Raw genomic sequence first — 20,203 nt, forward strand, 5'->3', positions numbered from 1 at the left:
TTAGTAGATGATTAACAGCAGCCTTTATTTGGCCATAATTGTCCTAAATGTAATACCAACTTAAGGAGACAAAACCCTAATGAAGCGTATTAATAACAATTTTCAGTTTTTGGACGTGCCCCGTCGTGAGCCTGAGAAAAAAGACATCGTCACCCGCTCTACCGAATTTGTGGAGATTTATAGTCCCTTTGAGGCGACTGAGGCGGCGCAGCAAGCCCACCGCTGCTTAGAGTGCGGTAACCCTTATTGTGAGTGGAAGTGTCCGGTACATAACTACATTCCTAACTGGTTAAAGCTTGCCACTGAAGGTCAGATTTTCCAAGCGGCTGAGCTTTGTCACCGCACCAACACTTTACCTGAAGTGTGTGGCCGTGTGTGCCCCCAAGATAGATTATGTGAAGGCGCTTGTACTTTAAATGATGGCTTTGGCGCTGTGACCATTGGTAATGTCGAAAAATACATCAACGATACGGCCTTCGCCCTAGGTTGGCGCCCAGATATGAGTGATGTGCAGTGGACGGATAAAAAGGTGGCCATTATTGGTGCCGGTCCTGCTGGTCTAGGCTGTGCCGATATTTTGGTGCGCGCGGGTGTGAAGCCTGTTGTGTTTGATAAACGCCCTGAAATTGGCGGTTTATTAACCTTTGGTATTCCTGAATTTAAGATGGAAAAACAGGTGATGCGCAATCGCCGCACAGTATTTGAAGGCATGGGTATTGAGTTTCGCTTAAATACCGAAATTGGTACAGATGTGACCATTGATGAGCTGTTAGAAGACTACGATGCCGTGTTCATGGGCATGGGCACGTATACTTATATGCGTGGCGGTTATCCAGGCGAAGAGCTATTTGGGGTGTATGATGCCCTAGATTACTTAATTGCCAACGTCAATCGCTGCAATGAGTGGGAACAAGATCCAAGCCAGTACATCAACCTAAAAGACAAAAAGGTTGTGGTGTTAGGCGGCGGCGATACCGCCATGGATTGTAACCGTACTGCCATCCGTCAAGGTGCTGAGCGTGTGGTCTGTGCCTATCGCCGAGATGAAGCCAACATGCCAGGCTCGCTACGTGAAGTAAAAAATGCCAAAGAGGAGGGGGTTGAGTTTTTATTTAACCGTCAGCCGACTCAGATTGTGGGGCTAAATGGTCAAGTGACCGGTGTGAAAGTGGTGACCACTCAGCTGGGCAAACCAGATAACCGAGGTCGTCAGCGTCCTGAGCCCATTCCCAATTCAGAAGAGATTATTGAATGTGATGCGGTTATTATGGCCTTTGGCTTCCGCCCAAGTCCTGCTGACTGGTTTGAGCAAAGCGCAGTTAAGATTGATAACTCAGGGCGCGTTTTGGCGCCTGAAGAGCAAGCCTTTAAGTTTCAGACCAGCAACCCTAAGATTTTTGCTGGCGGTGATATGGTGCGAGGCTCGGACCTAGTGGTCACTGCCATTTGGGAAGGTCGTGAAGCGGCCAAAGGCATCTTGGATTATCTAGAAGTGTAATCCAGCAAAGGCGCTAAGCTCACTCTTAAGCTGTTTATCAATAAAGCCCTACTTGTTAGGGCTTTATGCTGTCTGGCGATTATGAGCTAACTTTAACGCTAACTCTAGCTATGACGTTATGGATTAACTGCGAGTAGGGCTTACCTATAACGCACCGGCCAAATAAACTCAATAATAGGATAAAAAACAGCAGATAAGTCAGCAAACAGACAGCATAAAGAGTAGCTTAATAAAGCCGTTTCGCTTAAAAAGAAATTGTGCAGTGTCTGTAAAGCTGAGCAGATTAAGGGCTAAGAATGCCCAGTGCCTATGCTAAAATTAGCGCAGATGTCGTCAGCTACGGCACCTTTTTAATACCTTAAACTATAATGAGATTATAATTATGCCATCAAGAAACTCAGGAGAGAGACCAAAAACTGGCGAGGAAGCCCTGCAGTGGTTAAAAGTTGGTAATGACCGCTATGTCAAAAGCTTAAATAACCCTGGAAATGCGGTCGCCACGCGTCATGAGCTGATCTCAGAGCAAGATCCTTTTGCCATTATTCTTGGCTGCTCAGATGCCCGTGTGCCGGTTGAAATTGTATTTGACCAAGGCCTTGGTGACTTGTTTGTTATTCGTGTTGCTGGTAATGTGGTCGCACCTTCCCAAATTGGCTCTATCGAATTTGCTGTTGAGAAGTTTGATACCCGTTTGGTTGTGGTACTTGGCCATTCAAATTGCGGCGCGGTGACCGCTTGCGTGGATGCTTTGATGAACCCAGAGCAAAACTATACCACCAACTTGCAATCTATCGTTGATCGTATTCGCCCCAGTGTCTATAACCTACATGAGTTGGCTACGGCCAAAGGTGGTGAGGTAGATAAACAAAAACTTATTGATAGCTCAATCAGTGCCAATGTGCGTATGTCTGTGAGTCAATTAAAGCATGCCTCACGCCTACTTGAAGACATGAACCGTACCGGTGAGCTGCTCATTGTGGGTGCCGAATACAACTTAGATACCGGTGAAGTTGAATTTTTGCCCATGTAAGTTTTTGCCCCGATAAACAGTATAGGGTAACCGGCTTGATTCAGATGCCTTTTAGGCTAGGTGGTCGTGGTACTAGATACTGTTTTTATCAGTGATGTATTTGATATAAAGGATGTAATAATGTCTGTTAATTATGTTGACCAACCCAAAGGCTCCGTTGTGGTAGATGGCGTACAGCCGATTGCTGCGGCAACCACAGGTTATACTTTTAACCACACCATGCTACGGGTTAAAGACCCCAAAGCGTCGCTTGAATTTTATACCGGTGTGCTGGGTATGACGCTTTTGACGGTAAAAAAATTCCCAGAAATGGCATTTGATTTGTACTTTTTGGCCAAATTAACCGATGACGAGCGCGCCAATTTGCCAGAAAACGAAGAATTAGCGATTTATACTTTCCGTCAACGTGGTATTTTAGAGTTGACCCATAACTATGGCACCGAGACCCAGCCAGGACGTATTTATCATGACGGCAATACTGAGCCACAAGGTTTTGGTCACATTTGCTTTAGCGTCCCTGACTTAACTGCCGCCGTAGAGTGGTTTGATAAAAACAACGTAGAGTTCAAAAAACGCCCAGAAGAGGGGAAAATGAAGAACGTGGTGTTTATCAAAGATGTTGATGGTTACTGGATTGAAGTGGTACAGGCTGATCTTATGGGTTAATAGATTGTACAAGTGAATACTGTGCCTCTAAAGCGTTATAAACTTAACACGTTTTATAAAAGTCACTAAGAGGTATTAACGCCGGTTTTGCTAACAGTAGAACCGGTTTTTTTAACTCAAAATTAACCGACTAATAAAAAACAGCCCTAAAAACTGCCTCAAAAAAGCGTTAGAATTGAAGAAAGCCGCTTAAATTGCCCAATAGGAGTACTATGCCACAGCTTGATAGTGTCAGCGATAAGATTAACGAATACCAGACCATAGCATCTGCTGCCAATCAAATGGTGAATGACTTTATCGTACGGCTGCCTTATTTTATTGTGGCCTTATCGGTGCTGCTGCTGTTTTGGCTGCTGTCGATACTGTTCAAAAAGCTTGTCACTAAGCTATTATTAAAGACGCACACCCACCGTAACTTGATCAGGGTTTTTCAGCGTATTGGTGGCGCACTCATTATCTTCGTGGGAGTGATGGTGGCCATGGTCATTGCCATCCCTGGGTTCACACCTGCCAAATTGGTCGGTGCGCTGGGCATTGGTTCGGTGGCCATCGGTTTTGCCTTCAAGGACATCTTCCAAAATCTGTTGTCCGGTATTTTATTGCTGCTGTCTGAGCCGTTTCGTATCGGAGATCAGATTGTCTCAGGAGACTATGAAGGGACGGTTGAAGACATTAAGGTACGTGCGACCACCATTCGCACCTATGATGGGCGACAAGTGGTCATCCCCAATTCTCAGCTGTATACCAGTGCATTAACAGTGAATACGGCGTATAAGCGTCGCCGGTTAGAGCTGACGGTCGGCATTAGTTATCAAGATGATATTAATGAGGCGAAAGCGGCGATACTAGAGGCATTAAAGCAGTCTGAGACCGTCTCTAAGTTGGCTGAGCCTTCGGTGGTGGCGACTGAATTTAGTGGCTCAAGCATTGACTTGAAGGTGCGCTGGTATATCGATGATGGGACACAGGCCAATAAGGTGGCCTCTATTCATGAAGTGATTGTACAGACAAAATCACATTTGGATGCGGCTGGGGTCAGTATACCTTTTCCGATTCGCACCTTGGATTTTAGTGATGCCTCAGCCCAAGCTTTAATAGACAACATGGTAAGCGCCCAGCAGGTGTCACAAAGCTGCGCTCATAAAAGCAGCCGTAAGTGAATTTGAGCGCCGCCCCATACGTTAGACCTAACTTATGGGGCGGCGCTCATTATTTGGTTACAGGCGCTTTTTAGGCACAATCTTGCTGCAATAAAAGGGCAGCTTACTTGGCTTTGAACTCTTGGTGACAAGACTTGCAGCTTTCGCCTAATTCATTAAAGGCGGGCTGAACTTGATCTGCTGTGGTCGCACTTTGCGCCACAGTGTTTAGGTTGGTTGCGGCTTGTTTGAATTTTTCTGCTGCGGCTGTAAAGCCTTCTGGGTTCGACCAAACAGTCGTGTTGGCGCCACCCACTGCCGCTTTGTCTTGGAAATGTTGCCAAGGGGTCAAGGCATCATCCGCCAAAAACTGGGTATCTTCTTTAAACTTAGCAGCATCAAAGCTTTGCGGAGATTTGATCATGCTCTCCATTGAGTCTTTGGTATCTTTCCAGTTTTTCATGGTGTCTTGACGTGCGCTCACATCTGAGCTTACGCCGCCTGAGTTACAAGCGGATAGGGCTAAGCTTAAGGGCAATAAAGTGGCTAGCATTAAAGATTTAATCGGCATGGCTGTCTCCTTGCTGTTGTTGTTTTAACGTAAAGCTCCCTACTTATATTTCTTTTTAAAATGCTTGTAAGCAATACCTAAAAATGCGCGGTTCAAAAGTCATGGGGTATCAAGTAGATTGCATAGGACTAATACTAGCAAAGAATTTTTAAATTGCTCAAGTCAAATGTGGATATATTGTTAACAAGGCACGGTAGGCTTATTTATCAGGCGCAGATATCTTTGTTAGCTATTTACGCCAGCGCACAGTCTATAGGGCCAGCCAATCACGCGGTTTTAGATAAAAATCTGTAAGCTCATATTCAGGGGTGCCAGCCTCTGGCTCATAACGATACTGCCAGCCAGTCAGCGGTGGTAAGCTGACCAAAATTGACTCAATGCGTCCATTACTTTGCAAGCCGAATAAAGTACCCCGATCATAAACCAAGTTGTACTCTACGTAGCGGCCACGGCGATACAGCTGAAACTCTCGTTGCTGCTCGGTGTATGGCAATTGTTTGCGCTTTTCAAAAATAGGAATTATGCCATCTAGATAACCTTGGCCGACCGCTTGCATAAATTTAAAGCAAGTCTCAAAATCCCAGCCGCGGCTTTGGGTATTGACGTCATCATAGAACAGACCACCCACGCCGCGCTGCTCATTGCGGTGGCGCAGATAAAAATAATCGTCACACCATTTTTTAAATTCAGGATAAATCTCTTCACCAAAAGGCGCACACAGCTCATGGCATACGTGATGCCAATACACACAGTCCTCTAGGACAGGATAAAAAGGGGTTAAATCAAAGCCGCCACCAAACCACCAAATCGGATCTTCGCCTTCTTTTTCAGCCACAAACAAGCGCACATTAGCATGGCTGGTAGGCACATTTGGGTTGCGCGGATGCACCACAAGTGACACGCCCATGGCCTGAGCTTTACGGCCAGCAATGTCAGGATGGCGAGCAGTGGCGGTGGCAGGCAGATTGCTGATATGAATGTGGCTAAACATAACCCCCGCTTTTTCGATAACCGCCCCATCGGCCATAACGCAAGAGCGACCACCACCGCCCTCAGGGCGTTGCCAATCATCGGGCACAAAAGTCGCTGAACCACCGCCGTCGATTTCTTGTTGTTCTAGAGCTTGGCAGATATTGGCTTGTAACTGAATCAAAAAATCACGTACACGCTGAATGTCCTTGGCAGTGGGGCTATCAGGATTATCAACAATTGGGGCGGCATTATTGATGCCAGTGTTGGTTAAGCTCATACCATGCTCCATTAAGTCAGGGGTAGATTTATATCGCTCGCAAAAATAGTAACTGAAGTATTATTGCTCCGAGATGGGCTTAAATACTAAAGAGGAGATGTCATTGTTCAAATGATGACCCATGCGCTCACGCTTGGTGGCCAAATAATCCACATTAAAAGGATTAAGTCCCACTACCAGCGGAATACGCTCCACCACCTCAAAGCCTAAGTCTTCTAGATAGCTGAGTTTATCTGGATTGTTGGTCATAAGACGCAGCTTGCTGATGCCCACATGATCGAGCATGGGCTTACACATTTCATACGTTCTGGCATCAGCGGGTAGGCCAAGCAACAGGTTGGCATCGAGTGTATCGTGACCTTGATCTTGTAGTGCATAAGCTCGGATTTTATTGGTTAGTCCAATACCGCGCCCCTCTTGACGCAAATACAAAATAGCGCCACATCCTTCTTGTTGTATGGCCTGCATCGTTGCATTTAGCTGGGGACCGCAGTCGCATTTTAAAGAGGAAAAAGCATCACCAGTTAGGCACTCAGAATGGATACGTACCAAAGGTGGCAGTTTCTCTTTATTGGCTACATCATCAGTGTTATCAGTCGGCAAGCCGCAAGTGAGCATAACATGCTCTTGGCCTTCTGCATTCTCAAACACGTGGATATCAAATTGACCATGCGCCGTTGGGAGACGGGCTTTACTGATGAATTTATAAGGAGAGTGAGTTTCGTTTGTTGAAGGTAGTTGAGACATTACAGACCTAAAGAGTCATATTCGTGAAGGAGGAGTGAGTTAGGTTGATATATCAAGGCAAACCAAGCGCTTTAGGGCTTAATCACCCTGCATTGTCAAACAAACTGCGATTAAAAACATAGAAAATTCACACAGCCAGTCCGATGAATAAAGCGCTAAATGAAAAAAAATGCTATTATGCCATACTCTTAATCCCGATACAGTGTTGGCGTCAGTGAAGCTTGGCTGGCTTACAAGAGACCTACCAAGCGGTTAGTCGCTGGTCCACTATAATTATTCTTTTGATTAAGACGGTATGGTGTCGCTATACCATTATAACTTATCATAGGGAAGTAAATGACGGCAGATGCCTAAATATCAAGTCTTAAAATACAGACTGCCGCAATAATGACTACTGGAACGGGTTTTAATCTGTGCAGAAGATGCATAGGTCTGATATCTTATCAATGTACGCCAAAATGGTGCACATGTGTCAAAAGACAGATAATTATTTTATACCCATATTCACTCACACTGATGCTCCGCTTAAGGTTGTGGTACTTTTATATCCCAGCATAAGCAATTTTAATATTGAGTTGAGTTATCTCAATTCGATAGACAGCGTCTATACTAAGATTAGTAGGTTTTGTAAGGTCTATGCAGCAATATTCTAACTCCACTACGCCCAAGCCTGCGCCCTCGCAACAAATGGACTCAACCTCTGAAGATAACAGTGTTGATATGGCCATTTCGGATGCTGTGGCAAAAAAGCCGGCAGCCATGCGCCTATTTAGTGCAATTCCTACAACACGTCCTACGACCCCTTTATTAGATAGTATAGAGTCTCCTGCTGATTTAAAACCCTTATCTCAGGCTCAGTTGCTTGTTTTAGCAGATGAGTTACGTGAATACTTGCTATATTCTGCCGGTCAAAGCGGCGGACATTTTGGTGCAAACTTGGGGGTGATTGAATTAACCATCGCTTTGCATTACCTATTAGATACCCCAAAAGATAAGCTGGTCTGGGACGTCGGTCATCAGGCCTATGCCCATAAAGTGTTGACTGGTCGTAGAGATCGTTTGGCCACTATTCGTGCCAAGCAAGGTCTGACTGCTTTTCCTGAGCGTCAAGAGTCTGAATATGATACCTTTGGGGTAGGCCATTCTTCTACCTCGATTTCAGCAGGCTTAGGCATGAGCTTAGCGCTGCGTCACCTCAAGTCAGATGCCAAAGTCGCTTGTGTGATTGGTGATGGCGCCATGACCGGTGGTATGGCTTTTGAAGCTTTAAATGATGCAGTACAACAAGACGCTGATTTATTGGTGGTTCTCAACGACAATGACATGTCGATCTCTTGCTCAATTGGGGGCTTTTCGCGCCACTTGGCCATGCTTTGGGAATCAGGCTATCAGGTAGATATTACCGCAGGTGGCAAGCCTAAGCTGACGCATCGTCCTGAGATGCCTTTGGCTGATCGCCGAGCACGTCACAGCGCCATACGCGATATTCCTCAAGTGGCTGATAACTTATTTAAAGCCATTGGCTTTACCTATTTTGGCCCCTTTGATGGTCATGACTTACCTGAATTACTAAGGGTGCTTGAGCGTGCCAAAAATGTCTCAGGGCCGGTACTGGTCCATGTCTATACCACTAAAGGTAAAGGCTTTATCCCCGCTGAAGGCGATCCGGTAAAATACCATGCTATTAGCAAATTGCCCGAAAAACTAGAGCCCAAAGCTGCCGACGCTCAAGCCAACTTCGAAAAACAAGCATCTGTCCAAAGCGCCCCAACTCAGCTGGCTAAGAAAAAATACTCTGATGTTTTCGGCGACTTTTTATGCGATAAAGCGGCAGTAGACCCAAAGCTGATTGCCATTACACCGGCTATGGAGTCCGGCTCTGGTATGACGGAGTTTGCACAGCGTTATCCTAAGCAGTTTTTTGATGTGGCGATTGCTGAGCAGCATGCCGTGACTTTGGCAGCGGGTATGGCCACTTTAGACGTTAAGCCTGTGGTCGCGATTTATTCCACTTTTTTGCAGCGTGGTTATGATCAGCTGATTCATGATGTGGCCTTACAAAATCTAGATGTCACTTTTGGGATTGACCGGGCAGGCTTGGTCGGGGAAGATGGGGCGACCCATGCAGGCGTGTTTGATTTAGCTTATATGCGCTGCGTGCCAAACTTAATCGTTGCCACCCCAAAAGATGAACATGAGTGCTACCAATTACTCAACACATGCTATGAGTATCAAGGCCCAAGTGCGGTACGTTACCCTCGTGGTACCGGCCCTGGTGCCACTATTGTTAAACCTGCTCAGTGCTATGAGGTCGGTAAAGGGGTGATTGAGTCGACTTATCATTCAGACTCAAGCGCTCAGTCTGAAGTAAAGATTGCGCTACTGGCCTTTGGACCCATGGTCACTACCGCTGAAGCGGCGGCGCAAAACTTAATTGCTGCCACCGAGCTTGGCGCCATTACTGTGAGCGTGGTAAATATGCGCTGGGTTAAGCCACTGGACACCCAGCTGTTAGATGAGCTGTTGGCGCAAGGCTATACTCATATGGTAACTTTAGAAGAGCATGCAGTCATGGGCGGCGCCGGCAGTGCGGTTAATGAGTATTTACTCAATCACACCACATGCATTCAGCAAGGCGTGCGTATAAAAAATATTGGTATTGCTGATGAGTTTATCCCGCATGGTAGCCATGAACAACAATTGGCCGAATGTGGCTTAGATGTGGCTGGCGTTACTGCTCACCTGCAGGCGCTACTTGCGGTAAAATAAGCGGTATGACCTGCTTAAAAATAGGTTTTAACCTCAATCACAAAATATGGGCCACGCTTGGCCCCGCTGTTTTTTCTCCTTCTTAAATCAACACCACTCAACTGAGTATTTCAGCTGAGTTTTTAACCGCTTTAGTCGAGCAAATAGGAAAATTATGGAACCAATGGTCGTAATAGCAGCCCGCGCTGCTGAAAAAGTCGGTGCTGAGCTATTAAAAGCGCATCAAAACCGCCACAAAATTGAATTCGATACCGAGTCTAAAGGCCTTGAAGGTCTTGTCACTAAGATTGACCGATTTAGTGAAGAATTGACTATCGAAACTTTAAAATACAACTATCCCAATCATTCGTTTTTGGGAGAAGAGTTTGGCTTACAAGAGGGCCAAGGTAGCGACTCTGAATGGTGCTGGATTATCGACCCACTAGATGGTACGCACAATTTCGTACATGGCGTTCCTCATTTTTGTATTTCTATCGCAGTGCAGCATAACGGCGTTACTGAACATGGCGTTATCTATGATCCTATCCGTGATGAGATGTTCTCAGCCAGCCGTGGTAAAGGTGCTCGTCTAAATCAGCGCCGTCTGCAAGTCAGCCAGCGCAAAACCATCGAAGGCGGCTTATTCACGACAGGCCACCCGCTTGAGCGTCAACGCGGTGATCAAGTGGTCTCTTATGCCAAAGAGCATTTTGCTACGTTACAAAAAATCGCTGAAGAAGGGGGGCAAGTTCGCCGTCTGGGCTCAGCAGCGCTAGATTTGGCTTATGTAGCCGCTGGCCGCTTTGATGGTTACTTTGAAATGAAGTTAAAGCCTTGGGATATCGCTGCCGGCGAACTGTTGGTCAACGAAGCGCGCGGCGTGGTAGTGGATCATAATGGCGCTCACAAAGCGATGGAAACGGGCTCTATTTTTGCCTGTAACGTTAAACTGTTAAAGCCATTAATGAAGATGGTTGTGCCGACTTGGGGCGATGCGGTTCGTTAAGACAAGATTTAGTCTGATTAAAGCCCATAGATCATTATGATTTATGGGCTTTTTTAAACCAATAAATTTGGTTTATAACGTTAAGATAGCTATTTAAATAGATGAAATATGATAATTAGGATAAGCCATGAAAAAGCCAATGCTGAGTGCCCTAACTGCCTGCCTAATTTTAATCGCAGGCTGTAATGCAGAGTCGGAAAAGGCGGAACCTAAAGCGGCTGTAACTAATACAGAAGATGTGGCCCCTATTGGTCATACTCAGACCCCGAATCATGGCCAAGCTGCCAAGTTGATTAAAAAGCCAAACTTTGATATTAAAGCTGAAGATTATGGCAATAAGCTAAATGAGTTACTTGCCAATACTGAATTTGCGGCTATGACCGTGACCAAGGTTGCAGAAGGAGACTCAGGTGATGCCTTTATAATAGATTATCCGCATCACATAAGCCTTACCGGCGAGGTGAATGAGTCTGGAGTGCTAGAAGCGTTAATTTACACCATGCCCTCCAATGAGCAGTTAGAAAAATCGGGGGCTAAATTATCGCAGTTAGTGACGGCTTCCGTGTTGGCGTTAAATCCCGAGCTCTCACCATCAGAAGCTAAGGCCAAAGTGGCAGAGTTATTAGATCACGCTTTCTCTAATTATATTTTGCAAAAGACCCACCAACGGGCCATAGGAGTCGTTGGAGAAGGAGTATATGTTTGTGAAATCTCTGAGATGGGCGTAAGGTTGTTAATTGAGCCAGCTGAAGGCAGTCGTTTTATAAGTAAGTAATAAAGATAAGCAATTAAGATAAGCAATTAAGATAAGCAAAAAAATTAGACAATAAAAAAGTGGGTGGTGTTGTAAAAACGCCACCCACTTTTTTAGCTATTCTTTTATTACTATCAGTTAAACACAATGGTCTTATTACCACTGACAATCACTCGGTTTTGTACATGCCAGTTTACCGCACGTGCCAGCACATTACGCTCCACGTCACGGCCAATAGCACGCAGCTCGGCAACCCCTTGACGGTGAGTAACTCGGTGCACATCCTGCTCGATAATCGGGCCTTGATCCAGATCGGCGGTCACGTAGTGCGCTGTGGCGCCAATTAGTTTTACCCCTTTGTCAAAGGCTTGGCGATAGGGGTCGGCACCGACGAAAGCTGGCAAGAAGGAGTGGTGGATATTGATAATCTGCATGGGCCAACGACTGACGAAGTCTTCAGACAAAATTTGCATGTAACGCGCCAATACCAGTAAATCATTACCAGCCATAATCTGATGAATTTGTTCTTCAGCCTCGGCTTTATTATCTTTGGTGACTTGTACGTGATGAAAAGGAGTACCAAAGTTTTCTACCGCTTGGCGTAGATCATTATGGTTGCTGACTACGCAGGTAATATCACAATCTAATAAGCCACGCTGATGACGCCATAATAAGTCGAGTAGGGCATGGTCAAATTTTGAGACCAGTATGCCCACTTTGGTCTTAATCGCATTGTCATGCAAGCGCCACTGCATCTCATAACGTTTGGCCACTGTGTGCGAAAAACTGGCCTCGAAGTTTTCAATAATCTCACTTAATCCAGCTAAGGCGAACTCTAGGCGCATAAAATACTGGCCGCCTTCATGTGCGGTTGAGTATTGGTCTAAAGTAATGATATTAGCGCCATAACGATGGATAAATTCAGAGACGGCTTGGACGATGCCAGCTTGGTCACGGCATTTGATTAATAGGGTGGCGGTGTCTGTCACTGTATTGGTTTTAGAATGAGTTGATTGAGTGTTGTCTGACATATTGGTCCTATAAAATATATCAACGGAAATAAAAGCACGTAATAGTCTCAATTAGGCGTTAGTTTAATTACATTGGATTCTTTTGTCTAAACAGTGAACATAGTACTGTTTTTTAAATAAGTTATATGAATATAAAATACAAAAGGTTAATTCGTAATATATAAATATATTAAAAATACTTTAAAATAAAGTTTACAACTGTTCTAAGTAAATTAATATTAAAGAGTTTTACATGTATAAATTATTGATCATTAACCTGTTAGTTTAATTTTCTCCTGAGTGACTAATAGTATAAGTGCAAATAAAGTATGGAGGTAAATAATTTTGTTCAGCTGCTTGCTGGTACCATTTAGAGGCCTTAGCAAAATCAGGCTCTAATGTGTAGCAAAAGTCATACATTAAAGCAAGCTGATACTGTGCGGCAGCATAACCTTGATTAGCAGATTTCTCAAACCATTCAATAGCTTTTTCACGATTTTTAGAAACGCCTTCACCGTCTCTATACATGGCGCCTATATTAGATTGAGCTTTGAAATCACCTTGTTCGGCAGCTTTTAAGTACCATTCAAAAGCTTTGTTGTAATTCTTTTTCACACCTTGACCGTTATAATATATGAAACCTAAATTATATTGCGCTTCTATTAAACCTTGATCAGCAGCTTTTTGATACCATCTTATAGCTTCAATACGATTTAGCTCCCTTAATGGCAGAATATAGTGGTACATCTCGGCAAGTTTCAGTTGGGCTAATGAATCTCCTTGGTTTGCTGCCTTTAGATACCATTTAATAGCTTTGCTATAATCTTTATTTCCTTCCTTGTCACTTCTGTAGTAATTTCCAAGCTCATATTGAGCTTTAATATCCCCATTATTCGCTAATTGAGCAGTTTTATCGAAACTTGACGCAGATGCATGAATAGACAATATAGTTGTAGTGCAAAAAACCGTTAATAAACATGCAGTTTTTTTTAAAAGGTTCATAAGCTTTGCTCTAGTGAGTGTTTTGGTAAATATTTTTAATACCAACAATGAAGGCAGGTTATTATGGCTTTATTAGGATAATGTATATTCCACAGTTCCTTTCATTCCTTTATAAAAAAAGACCTACCATATAAATATGACAGGTCTTTTTAATATATGGTCGGAACGGCAGGATTTGAACCTGCGACCACTACACCCCCAGTGTAGTGCGCTACCAGACTGCGCTACGCCCCGATGGACTGCTATTTTACTTAATATTAGAAATTTTGCAAGGGGTTGTATGCATTATCCGGCCATATATGTTGCAGAAAAACAAAAAGGTAGGCCATAAATCATGACCTACCCGGTATAAAATGCTTTTAGATCACCTGTTGTGTCATAAGTGATTTAAGTCTTATCCTAAAATCTCTTTTAGAATCTGATTCACTTGCTGCGGGTTGGCTTTACCACGGCTGGCTTTCATTACTTGACCGACTAGACCGTTAAAGGCTTTCTCTTTACCGCCTTTATATTCATCAACCATGGCTTGGTTGTTAGCAATGACCTCTTCCACGATGGCTTTAATAGCGCCAGTATCCGTCTCTTGCTTTAAGCCTTTGGCCTCGATGATCTTGTCTGCTGCATCAGCCTCATTGCCGCCTTCACCGTCATATAGCGCAGTAAATACTTGCTTGGCCAGCTTACCTGATAGGGTGTTGTCATTAAGACGTTTTAGCAGACCAGCCAATTGTACTTCGCTAATGGGCGAGTCGGTAATGGTCTTGTCATCTTTGTTTAAGGCGCCAAGTAGGTCACCCATAATCCAGTTGGCGGCCAGCTTAGCGTGCTCAGTACCCACTGTGGCTAATACGCTCTCAAAATAGTCTGCCAATTCACGGCTATCGGTCAAGATGCGGGCATCATACTCTGATAAGCCAAGCTCAGTGCTAAAGCGCTCACGGCGCACCACAGGCAGCTCTGGCATGCTGGCACGAATGGCATCTACGGTCTCTTGCTCGATACGTACTGGCAATAAGTCAGGATCTGGGAAGTAGCGGTAATCGTCCGCGTCTTCTTTGGTACGCATGATGCGTGTTTCATCGGCCTCTGGATCATACAGCATGGTAGCCTGGACGACTTTTCCGCCATCTTCAATGATGTCGATTTGACGCTCTATTTCACGTTTGATCGCATTTTCGATGTTACGAAATGAGTTTAGGTTTTTAAGCTCAGTACGGGTACCAAACTCTTCGCCCGGCTGACGCACAGACACGTTACAGTCGCAGCGGAATGAGCCTTCTGCCATGATGGCATCTGAGATATCAAGCCAAGTAACCAGCTGATGAATGGCTTTAATGTACGCCACCGCTTCGCTGGCTGAGCGCATGTCAGGCTCAGAGACAATTTCAATAAGCGGCGTGCCAGCACGGTTTAAGTCCACACCAGTCATGCCGGGTACCGCATCATGCACTGATTTACCGGCATCTTCTTCTAAATGGCCACGGGTGATGCCGATGCGTTTGGCATATTCATTCTTCTGGCCTTCATTAACGATAACATCAATGTAGCCTTTACCGACGATGGGGTTTTCCATCTGGGTAATCTGATAGCCTTTTGGCAGATCAGGGTAGAAGTAGTTTTTACGATCAAAAGTATTGAGCATACCCAGCTCAGCGTTGACGCCGATGCCAAATTTCAAGGCACGCTCGATAAGCCCCTCGTTTAATACTGGTAATACGCCAGGCAAGCCTAAGTCAACGATGTTGGCCTGAGTGTTGGGCTCATTACCAAACTTAGTGGGCGAGCTTGAGAAGATTTTACTGTCGGTATTGAGCTGACAGTGAATCTCGATACCAATGACCACTTCATAGCCATCGATTAATAACTCTTTGCGAACGGGCTGATGGGTGGTGTTGCTTTCAGTGATAGCAGTCATTAGATGCTCTCCTGTGCAGTAGCAGATAGCTTAGTGTGATGGTCAGTGTGTTGTTGGAAGATATGTGCCGTTGATAACAGCTTGCTGTCATCCCAGTGGTTGCCAATCAGCTGTAGACCAATAGGTAAGCCTGATTCGGTGAAGCCCGCTGGCATGCTAATGGCAGGTAGACCGGCAAGGTTTACGCCGATGGTGTAGACGTCACCTAGGTACATGGTCACCGGATCTAGGGCGGCATCTAGCTTATAGGCTGCCGTAGGCGCAGTAGGACTGGCAATCACATCACACTTCTCAAAGGCATTTTTGAAGTCTTGTAAAATCAGGCGGCGAACTTTTTGTGCCTTGGTGTAATAGGCATCAAAATAACCGGCTGATAGTGCATAAGTACCCATCAAGATACGGCGCTGTACTTCCACCCCAAAGCCCTCAGAGCGTGAGCGGGTATATAAGTCAGCCAAGTCTTTAGGGTCCTCACAGCGGTAACCAAAACGTACGCCATCAAAGCGTGATAGGTTCGATGAGGCCTCAGCAGGGGCCAACATATAGTAAGTGGCTAGAGTAATCTCAGGGTCAGTGATGTTCACCTCGACAATGGTGGCACCCAGCTCTTCATATTGCTTTAAGGCGGCGCGAACGTTGGCATCCACTTCCGCGTCTAGTCCTTTACCGAAGTATTCTTTGGCCACACCGATACGTAGACCGGCAAAAGGCTTGTCAGCGTCTGCTTGTGCGGCAGCCGATTGTAAGTCTGCCACATAATCAGGTACATCACGCTTGATGGAGGTCGCATCACGGGCATCATGACCGGCCATGGGCTGTAATAAATACGCGCAGTCTTGTGCTGAGCGGCCGAACGTACCGGCCTGATCTAAGCTTGAAGCGTAGGCAATCATACCAAAGCGTGACACACGGCCGTAGGTAGGCTTAATACCGGTTAAACCACAGAATGAGGCTGGCTGGCGAATAGAACCACCTGTATCACTACCTGTTGCAAAAGGCACGAAGCCGGCAGCCACGGCAGCAGCAGAGCCACCAGATGAGCCACCAGGCACACGGCTTAAGTCCCAAGGGTTATGCACGGCACCATAGTATGAGCTTTCGTTATCTGAGCCCATCGCAAACTCGTCCATATTGAGTTTACCTAAGCACACAGCGCCCGCTTCACGGATGTTTGATACGATAGTGGCGTCATAAGGGGAGACGAAGTTGTGTAGTATCTTTGAGCCTGAAGTGGTCAATAGTCCCTTGGTACAGAACAGATCTTTGTGCGCCATAGGCAGACCCAGTAAAACTGAGTTATCGCCTGCGCTGCGTCTGTCATCGGCTTGTTGTGCCGCTTGACGGGCGCCTTCTTCATCGATGGTAATAAAGCTGTTAACTTTTTTATCTAACGTATTGATACGCTTTAAAAAATGATCGGTTAATTCGACACTGCTAAAGTGCTGGTTCTGTAAGCCATCTACCAGTTTTGCAATGGATAAGTGATGTAAATCAGACATATTGGGTGTCCATATTGAGTAATTAACTAAGTAATCGGTTAAGTGAGTAATAGGGCATAAGCCATAAAGTCAGTTAAGCGTCTGGCTGTTGTTGTTTTATGTCACGTGTGCCAGCGCTTGATAGGCGGCTATGGCGAGTTTTTATGCTAAGCGGGCTATTTTATTTTTTACCCCTAGCAGACAGACAAAGCTAGCAGCCAAGCTAAATGCTATTCAATGACCTGAGGTACTAGATACAAGCCTTGCTCAACGGCTGGGGCGATAGATTGATTCAATTCACGGTCGATATTTGGATTGGGGATATCAGCACGCAGCTCTTGAGCCGCTTCATGAACGTTGGCTAATGGTGTTAAGCCTTCGGTATCGACACTCGATAGGGTATGCATCATGGCTAGGATTTTGTCGATGTCTTCTGCGAAGTTTTGCGCAGTTTCTTCATCGACGGCCAGACGTGACAGCTTGGCTACCTCTAAAATATCGGCTGTGCAGATTTTGTCATCACGAAGATCGCCGATGGGCGCTTGTGGATTTTGGATTGGGGTAGTCATGAAACAAAGCATCCTTTTTTAGATTAGTTAATAAAAATAATTAAGACAATCAATGGGGCAATACATTAAGGCATTAAAGATACCGCAGACAGATACGCTGCTGATAAATATAAGGCTCAAACTCAGTTAAAAAAGCGTGCTTGCCCGTGTATTTATTCCTAAGCAGGCTTGCGGGTCACTACAATCATGAAATTGGCGGATATTATAAAGCAACTGGCAGTTATTTTCAGTGGTTACCTTGTGATAATGGCCAGTGGCTAAAGCGCTAAAGTGAGATAAGGCGGATACTGATGACATGAGCCATCTATCAATAAGCAGGGTCATAAACGATGGTCATACCCCAAGCTTAGGCGGTTGGCAACAGGTTTGACATGAGATGTTGCAAATTAGTGTACTGTATAAAGATGAAAAGTTAGAGATTGACATGATTTATCGACAATTAAGCGCTATAATTTGCACCACTTGAATATTTGACGAACCTTTTTAGGTTTTTCCTTGTCGTCATACTTAACTTTAGTTAAAGTGTGTGCTTATATCTGCTCGGCAATATCTTAGAATATTTTTTAGTAAATCAAACTCACTTATTTGAGAGCCAATCTTAGCGAATTAACGGCTGATGATGACGGCTTCTCTTTAACTCGCAATACGCTGGAAACACGATACATGAACCCGTTTGGATTTCTATCTAACAATATCGCCATTGACCTTGGTACTGCCAACACATTGATTTATGCGCCTGGAAAGGGTGTGGTTCTCGACGAGCCCACGGTAGTGGCTCTGCGTAGTAATCGCACTCAAAATCCAACGGTAGCCGCTGTCGGCATCGATGCAAAGCAAATGCTGGGTCGTACACCGGACAATATCACCGCCATTCGCCCGTTAAAAGATGGGGTTATTGCAGATTTTGAGGTCACTCAAAAAATGCTAAAACACTTCATCAATAAAGTAAAAGCGCGTCGCTTTTTGGCTCAGCCAAACGTTGTGGTTTGTGTGCCTTGCAAATCGACCTTAGTTGAGCGCCGTGCCATTCGTGAAGCGGTATCTTCTGCTGGCGCCAACAAAGTCTTTTTATTAGAAGAGCCGATGGCAGCTGCCATTGGTGCCGACCTGCCAGTGCATGAAGCCAGTGGCTCTATGGTTGTGGATATCGGTGGTGGTACCACTGAGATTGCCGTCATCTCATTATCAGGCTGCGTCTATGCCGACTCTATCCGTATCGGCGGCGACATCTTTGATGAAGCGATTATCACGCACGTTCGCCGCAATCATGGCTGCGTAATTGGTGAAACCACAGCTGAGCGTATCAAGCAAAGCGTAGGCTCGGCCATTGATGAAGATGCCAAGCTTGAAGTTGAAGTGCGCGGCCGTAGTATGGCTGAAGGGGTGCCTAAGACCTTAACGGTGACCTCTGAAGAAGTTCAAAAGGCATTAAGCGACTCATTAACTGGTATTGTTAGTGCGGTAAAAACGGCCCTAGAACAGACGCCACCTGAATTGTCATCAGACATCGCTGAGCGTGGTATCGTGTTAACCGGTGGCGGCGCTTTGTTGCGTAACTTTGATAAATTATTGTCAAAAGAAACCGGTCTACCGGTTACCGTTGCAGAAGACCCCTTAACGTGTGTGAGCCGTGGCGGCGGTGCTGCATTAGCATTTATCAATAATAAAAGTCTTAATATGATTTTTGTGTAGCCGATGAGTTTATAAATTTAATATGCCAACAAGCATCTTTGCTCAGTACAGTCTATCGTTACGAAAAACAGCGGCCGTGTTATTGGTCGCTATGATTTTGATGTTACTGGATAGCAAAAACCCTGACTGGTTCACACCAATCCGTGATACCAGTCATTCGGCCATGCAGCCTATTTATCAGATGTCTGTGCTGCCAAGTTTTGTGAGTCACTGGGCAGATGGCACTTTGATGAGTAAAGAGGCGCTGCGTCGCGAAAACGTACAGCTGCATGCCCAATTGTTGCATGCTCAGGCCAAACTACAGCAGCAGGATTATGTGTTGGCCCAAAACGCCCGCTTGCAAGGCATCTTGTCGACGACCAAGCCGGATCAATATGATTTGAATTTGGCACAGGTTATCGGCACAGATACCAACCCCCTAAAGCAGATTGTGGTGCTGAATAAAGGCAGCAATGATGGGGTGGAAGTCGGTCAGACCGCGATCGATGAAAATGGCATCTTGGGACAAATTATTAATGTGTATCCCAATACCAGCCGTTTGTTATTAATCACTGATGAATTGCAGTCAGTGTCAGTGACAGTGCGACGTACCGGTCAGCGTGCTATTGTTTCAGGGGAGGGCACGCCAAGCTCCTTGAAGCTGGATTATATATTTAAGACCTCAGATATCCGAGTCGGCGATGAGCTCATATCATCAGGGCTCGGTGGCCGGTTTCCAGCTGGATATCGTGTGGGCCGTATTGAATATATTAATCCTGAGCAAAATGATAATTTTATGAATATCGAAGTAACGCCCGCAGCTGATTTTGTGAACAGCTCGTATGTGCTCATTATGCAAGACAGCAAGCACTCTCCGCGTTATTCCGATGACAGCTTTACCGGGTCATTAGAGCTTACTCAGGCCCCGTATGTGCCCCCAAGCCGTCCTATTGATGAGCCTTAGCCTGTCTAAGCTGGTCTATGGCAGGCAGCAAGCTCGTCGTTAAACACTAAGCCAGATGACTTGGTGTTTATCTTAAACTAAGCCCATGGCACAGTGTGTTTGTGGGCTTAGTGTTTAGCAACCCTGTGTCTTTGGTTCAAAAACTAGGTGATTTTGCTACATTTTTGAATTAAGATTTTGAACTTA

General features: G+C 45.2%; 17 protein-coding genes and 1 tRNA gene. 9 read left to right on the forward strand and 9 right to left on the reverse strand.

The window, feature by feature from the left end; translation table 11 throughout:
• Positions 1-79: 79 nt before the first annotated feature.
• From DLE54_RS02070 to DLE54_RS02085, 4 genes are all read left to right on the forward strand, one after another.
• Positions 80-1,498 carry a glutamate synthase subunit beta gene (locus DLE54_RS02070; protein WP_110816089.1) on the forward strand — a complete coding sequence of 473 codons (1,419 nt, stop codon included), beginning with the start codon at positions 80-82 and terminating at the stop codon, positions 1,496-1,498.
• A 382-nt stretch (positions 1,499-1,880) separates the two neighbouring features.
• On the forward strand, positions 1,881-2,528 hold the full coding sequence (locus DLE54_RS02075) for a carbonic anhydrase (protein ID WP_011959693.1): 648 nt from the start codon (positions 1,881-1,883) through the stop codon (positions 2,526-2,528).
• Positions 2,529-2,648: 120 nt separating this feature from the next.
• A complete protein-coding gene (gene gloA, locus DLE54_RS02080) occupies positions 2,649-3,194 on the forward strand; it encodes a lactoylglutathione lyase (RefSeq protein WP_110816090.1) in 546 nt (181 codons plus the stop codon).
• Positions 3,195-3,406: 212 nt separating this feature from the next.
• Complete coding sequence (locus DLE54_RS02085; protein ID WP_011959695.1) at positions 3,407-4,354, forward strand: mechanosensitive ion channel family protein; 948 nt, start codon at positions 3,407-3,409, stop codon at positions 4,352-4,354.
• A gap of 103 nt (positions 4,355-4,457) precedes the next feature.
• Here DLE54_RS02085 and DLE54_RS02090 read toward each other — a convergent pair whose 3' ends face one another.
• From DLE54_RS02090 to ribA, 3 genes are all read right to left on the reverse strand, one after another.
• On the reverse strand, positions 4,458-4,904 hold the full coding sequence (locus tag DLE54_RS02090) for a c-type cytochrome (RefSeq protein ID WP_110816091.1): 447 nt from the start codon (positions 4,902-4,904) through the stop codon (positions 4,458-4,460).
• A gap of 250 nt (positions 4,905-5,154) precedes the next feature.
• Positions 5,155-6,153 (reverse strand): oxygen-dependent coproporphyrinogen oxidase, encoded by a 999-nt coding sequence (gene hemF, locus DLE54_RS02095; RefSeq protein ID WP_110816092.1) that lies wholly within the window; start codon positions 6,151-6,153, stop codon positions 5,155-5,157.
• A gap of 60 nt (positions 6,154-6,213) precedes the next feature.
• Positions 6,214-6,900 carry a GTP cyclohydrolase II gene (ribA, locus tag DLE54_RS02100; protein WP_011959698.1) on the reverse strand — a complete coding sequence of 229 codons (687 nt, stop codon included), beginning with the start codon at positions 6,898-6,900 and terminating at the stop codon, positions 6,214-6,216.
• Positions 6,901-7,536: 636 nt separating this feature from the next.
• Here ribA and dxs point away from each other — a divergent pair.
• From dxs to DLE54_RS02115, 3 genes are all read left to right on the forward strand, one after another.
• Complete coding sequence (gene dxs, locus DLE54_RS02105; protein ID WP_197708900.1) at positions 7,537-9,669, forward strand: 1-deoxy-D-xylulose-5-phosphate synthase; 2,133 nt, start codon at positions 7,537-7,539, stop codon at positions 9,667-9,669.
• 154 nt (positions 9,670-9,823) lie between these two features.
• Positions 9,824-10,654 (forward strand): inositol monophosphatase family protein, encoded by an 831-nt coding sequence (locus tag DLE54_RS02110; RefSeq protein WP_011959700.1) that lies wholly within the window; start codon positions 9,824-9,826, stop codon positions 10,652-10,654.
• Between the two features lie 127 nt (positions 10,655-10,781).
• On the forward strand, positions 10,782-11,429 hold the full coding sequence (locus DLE54_RS02115; RefSeq protein WP_110816093.1) for a hypothetical protein: 648 nt from the start codon (positions 10,782-10,784) through the stop codon (positions 11,427-11,429).
• A gap of 113 nt (positions 11,430-11,542) precedes the next feature.
• Here DLE54_RS02115 and purU read toward each other — a convergent pair whose 3' ends face one another.
• The 6 genes from purU to gatC form a co-directional block, all read right to left on the reverse strand.
• Positions 11,543-12,439 carry a formyltetrahydrofolate deformylase gene (gene purU / locus DLE54_RS02120; protein WP_110816094.1) on the reverse strand — a complete coding sequence of 299 codons (897 nt, stop codon included), beginning with the start codon at positions 12,437-12,439 and terminating at the stop codon, positions 11,543-11,545.
• 264 nt (positions 12,440-12,703) lie between these two features.
• Complete coding sequence (locus DLE54_RS02125) at positions 12,704-13,420, reverse strand: tetratricopeptide repeat protein (protein ID WP_110816095.1); 717 nt, start codon at positions 13,418-13,420, stop codon at positions 12,704-12,706.
• 157 nt (positions 13,421-13,577) lie between these two features.
• Positions 13,578-13,654: transfer RNA gene (locus tag DLE54_RS02130), tRNA-Pro, on the reverse strand.
• 160 nt (positions 13,655-13,814) lie between these two features.
• Positions 13,815-15,335, reverse strand: coding sequence for an Asp-tRNA(Asn)/Glu-tRNA(Gln) amidotransferase subunit GatB (gene gatB, locus DLE54_RS02135; protein ID WP_011959705.1), 1,521 nt, complete (start codon positions 15,333-15,335; stop codon positions 13,815-13,817).
• Positions 15,335-16,834 (reverse strand): Asp-tRNA(Asn)/Glu-tRNA(Gln) amidotransferase subunit GatA, encoded by a 1,500-nt coding sequence (gatA, locus tag DLE54_RS02140; RefSeq protein ID WP_110816096.1) that lies wholly within the window; start codon positions 16,832-16,834, stop codon positions 15,335-15,337. The genes gatB and gatA overlap by 1 nt, the downstream gene beginning before the upstream one ends.
• Positions 16,835-17,043: 209 nt before the next feature.
• Positions 17,044-17,382 carry an Asp-tRNA(Asn)/Glu-tRNA(Gln) amidotransferase subunit GatC gene (gatC, locus tag DLE54_RS02145; RefSeq protein ID WP_197708901.1) on the reverse strand — a complete coding sequence of 113 codons (339 nt, stop codon included), beginning with the start codon at positions 17,380-17,382 and terminating at the stop codon, positions 17,044-17,046.
• A 663-nt stretch (positions 17,383-18,045) separates the two neighbouring features.
• Between gatC and DLE54_RS02150 the strand changes: the two genes are divergently transcribed.
• Positions 18,046-19,074 (forward strand): rod shape-determining protein, encoded by a 1,029-nt coding sequence (locus tag DLE54_RS02150; RefSeq protein ID WP_011959708.1) that lies wholly within the window; start codon positions 18,046-18,048, stop codon positions 19,072-19,074.
• A gap of 22 nt (positions 19,075-19,096) precedes the next feature.
• Positions 19,097-20,017, forward strand: coding sequence for a rod shape-determining protein MreC (mreC, locus tag DLE54_RS02155; protein WP_011959709.1), 921 nt, complete (start codon positions 19,097-19,099; stop codon positions 20,015-20,017).
• Positions 20,018-20,203: the final 186 nt, after the last annotated feature.

The sequence above is a fragment of the Psychrobacter sp. YP14 genome (assembly GCF_003209315.1).
GTDB lineage: Bacteria > Pseudomonadota > Gammaproteobacteria > Pseudomonadales > Moraxellaceae > Psychrobacter > Psychrobacter raelei.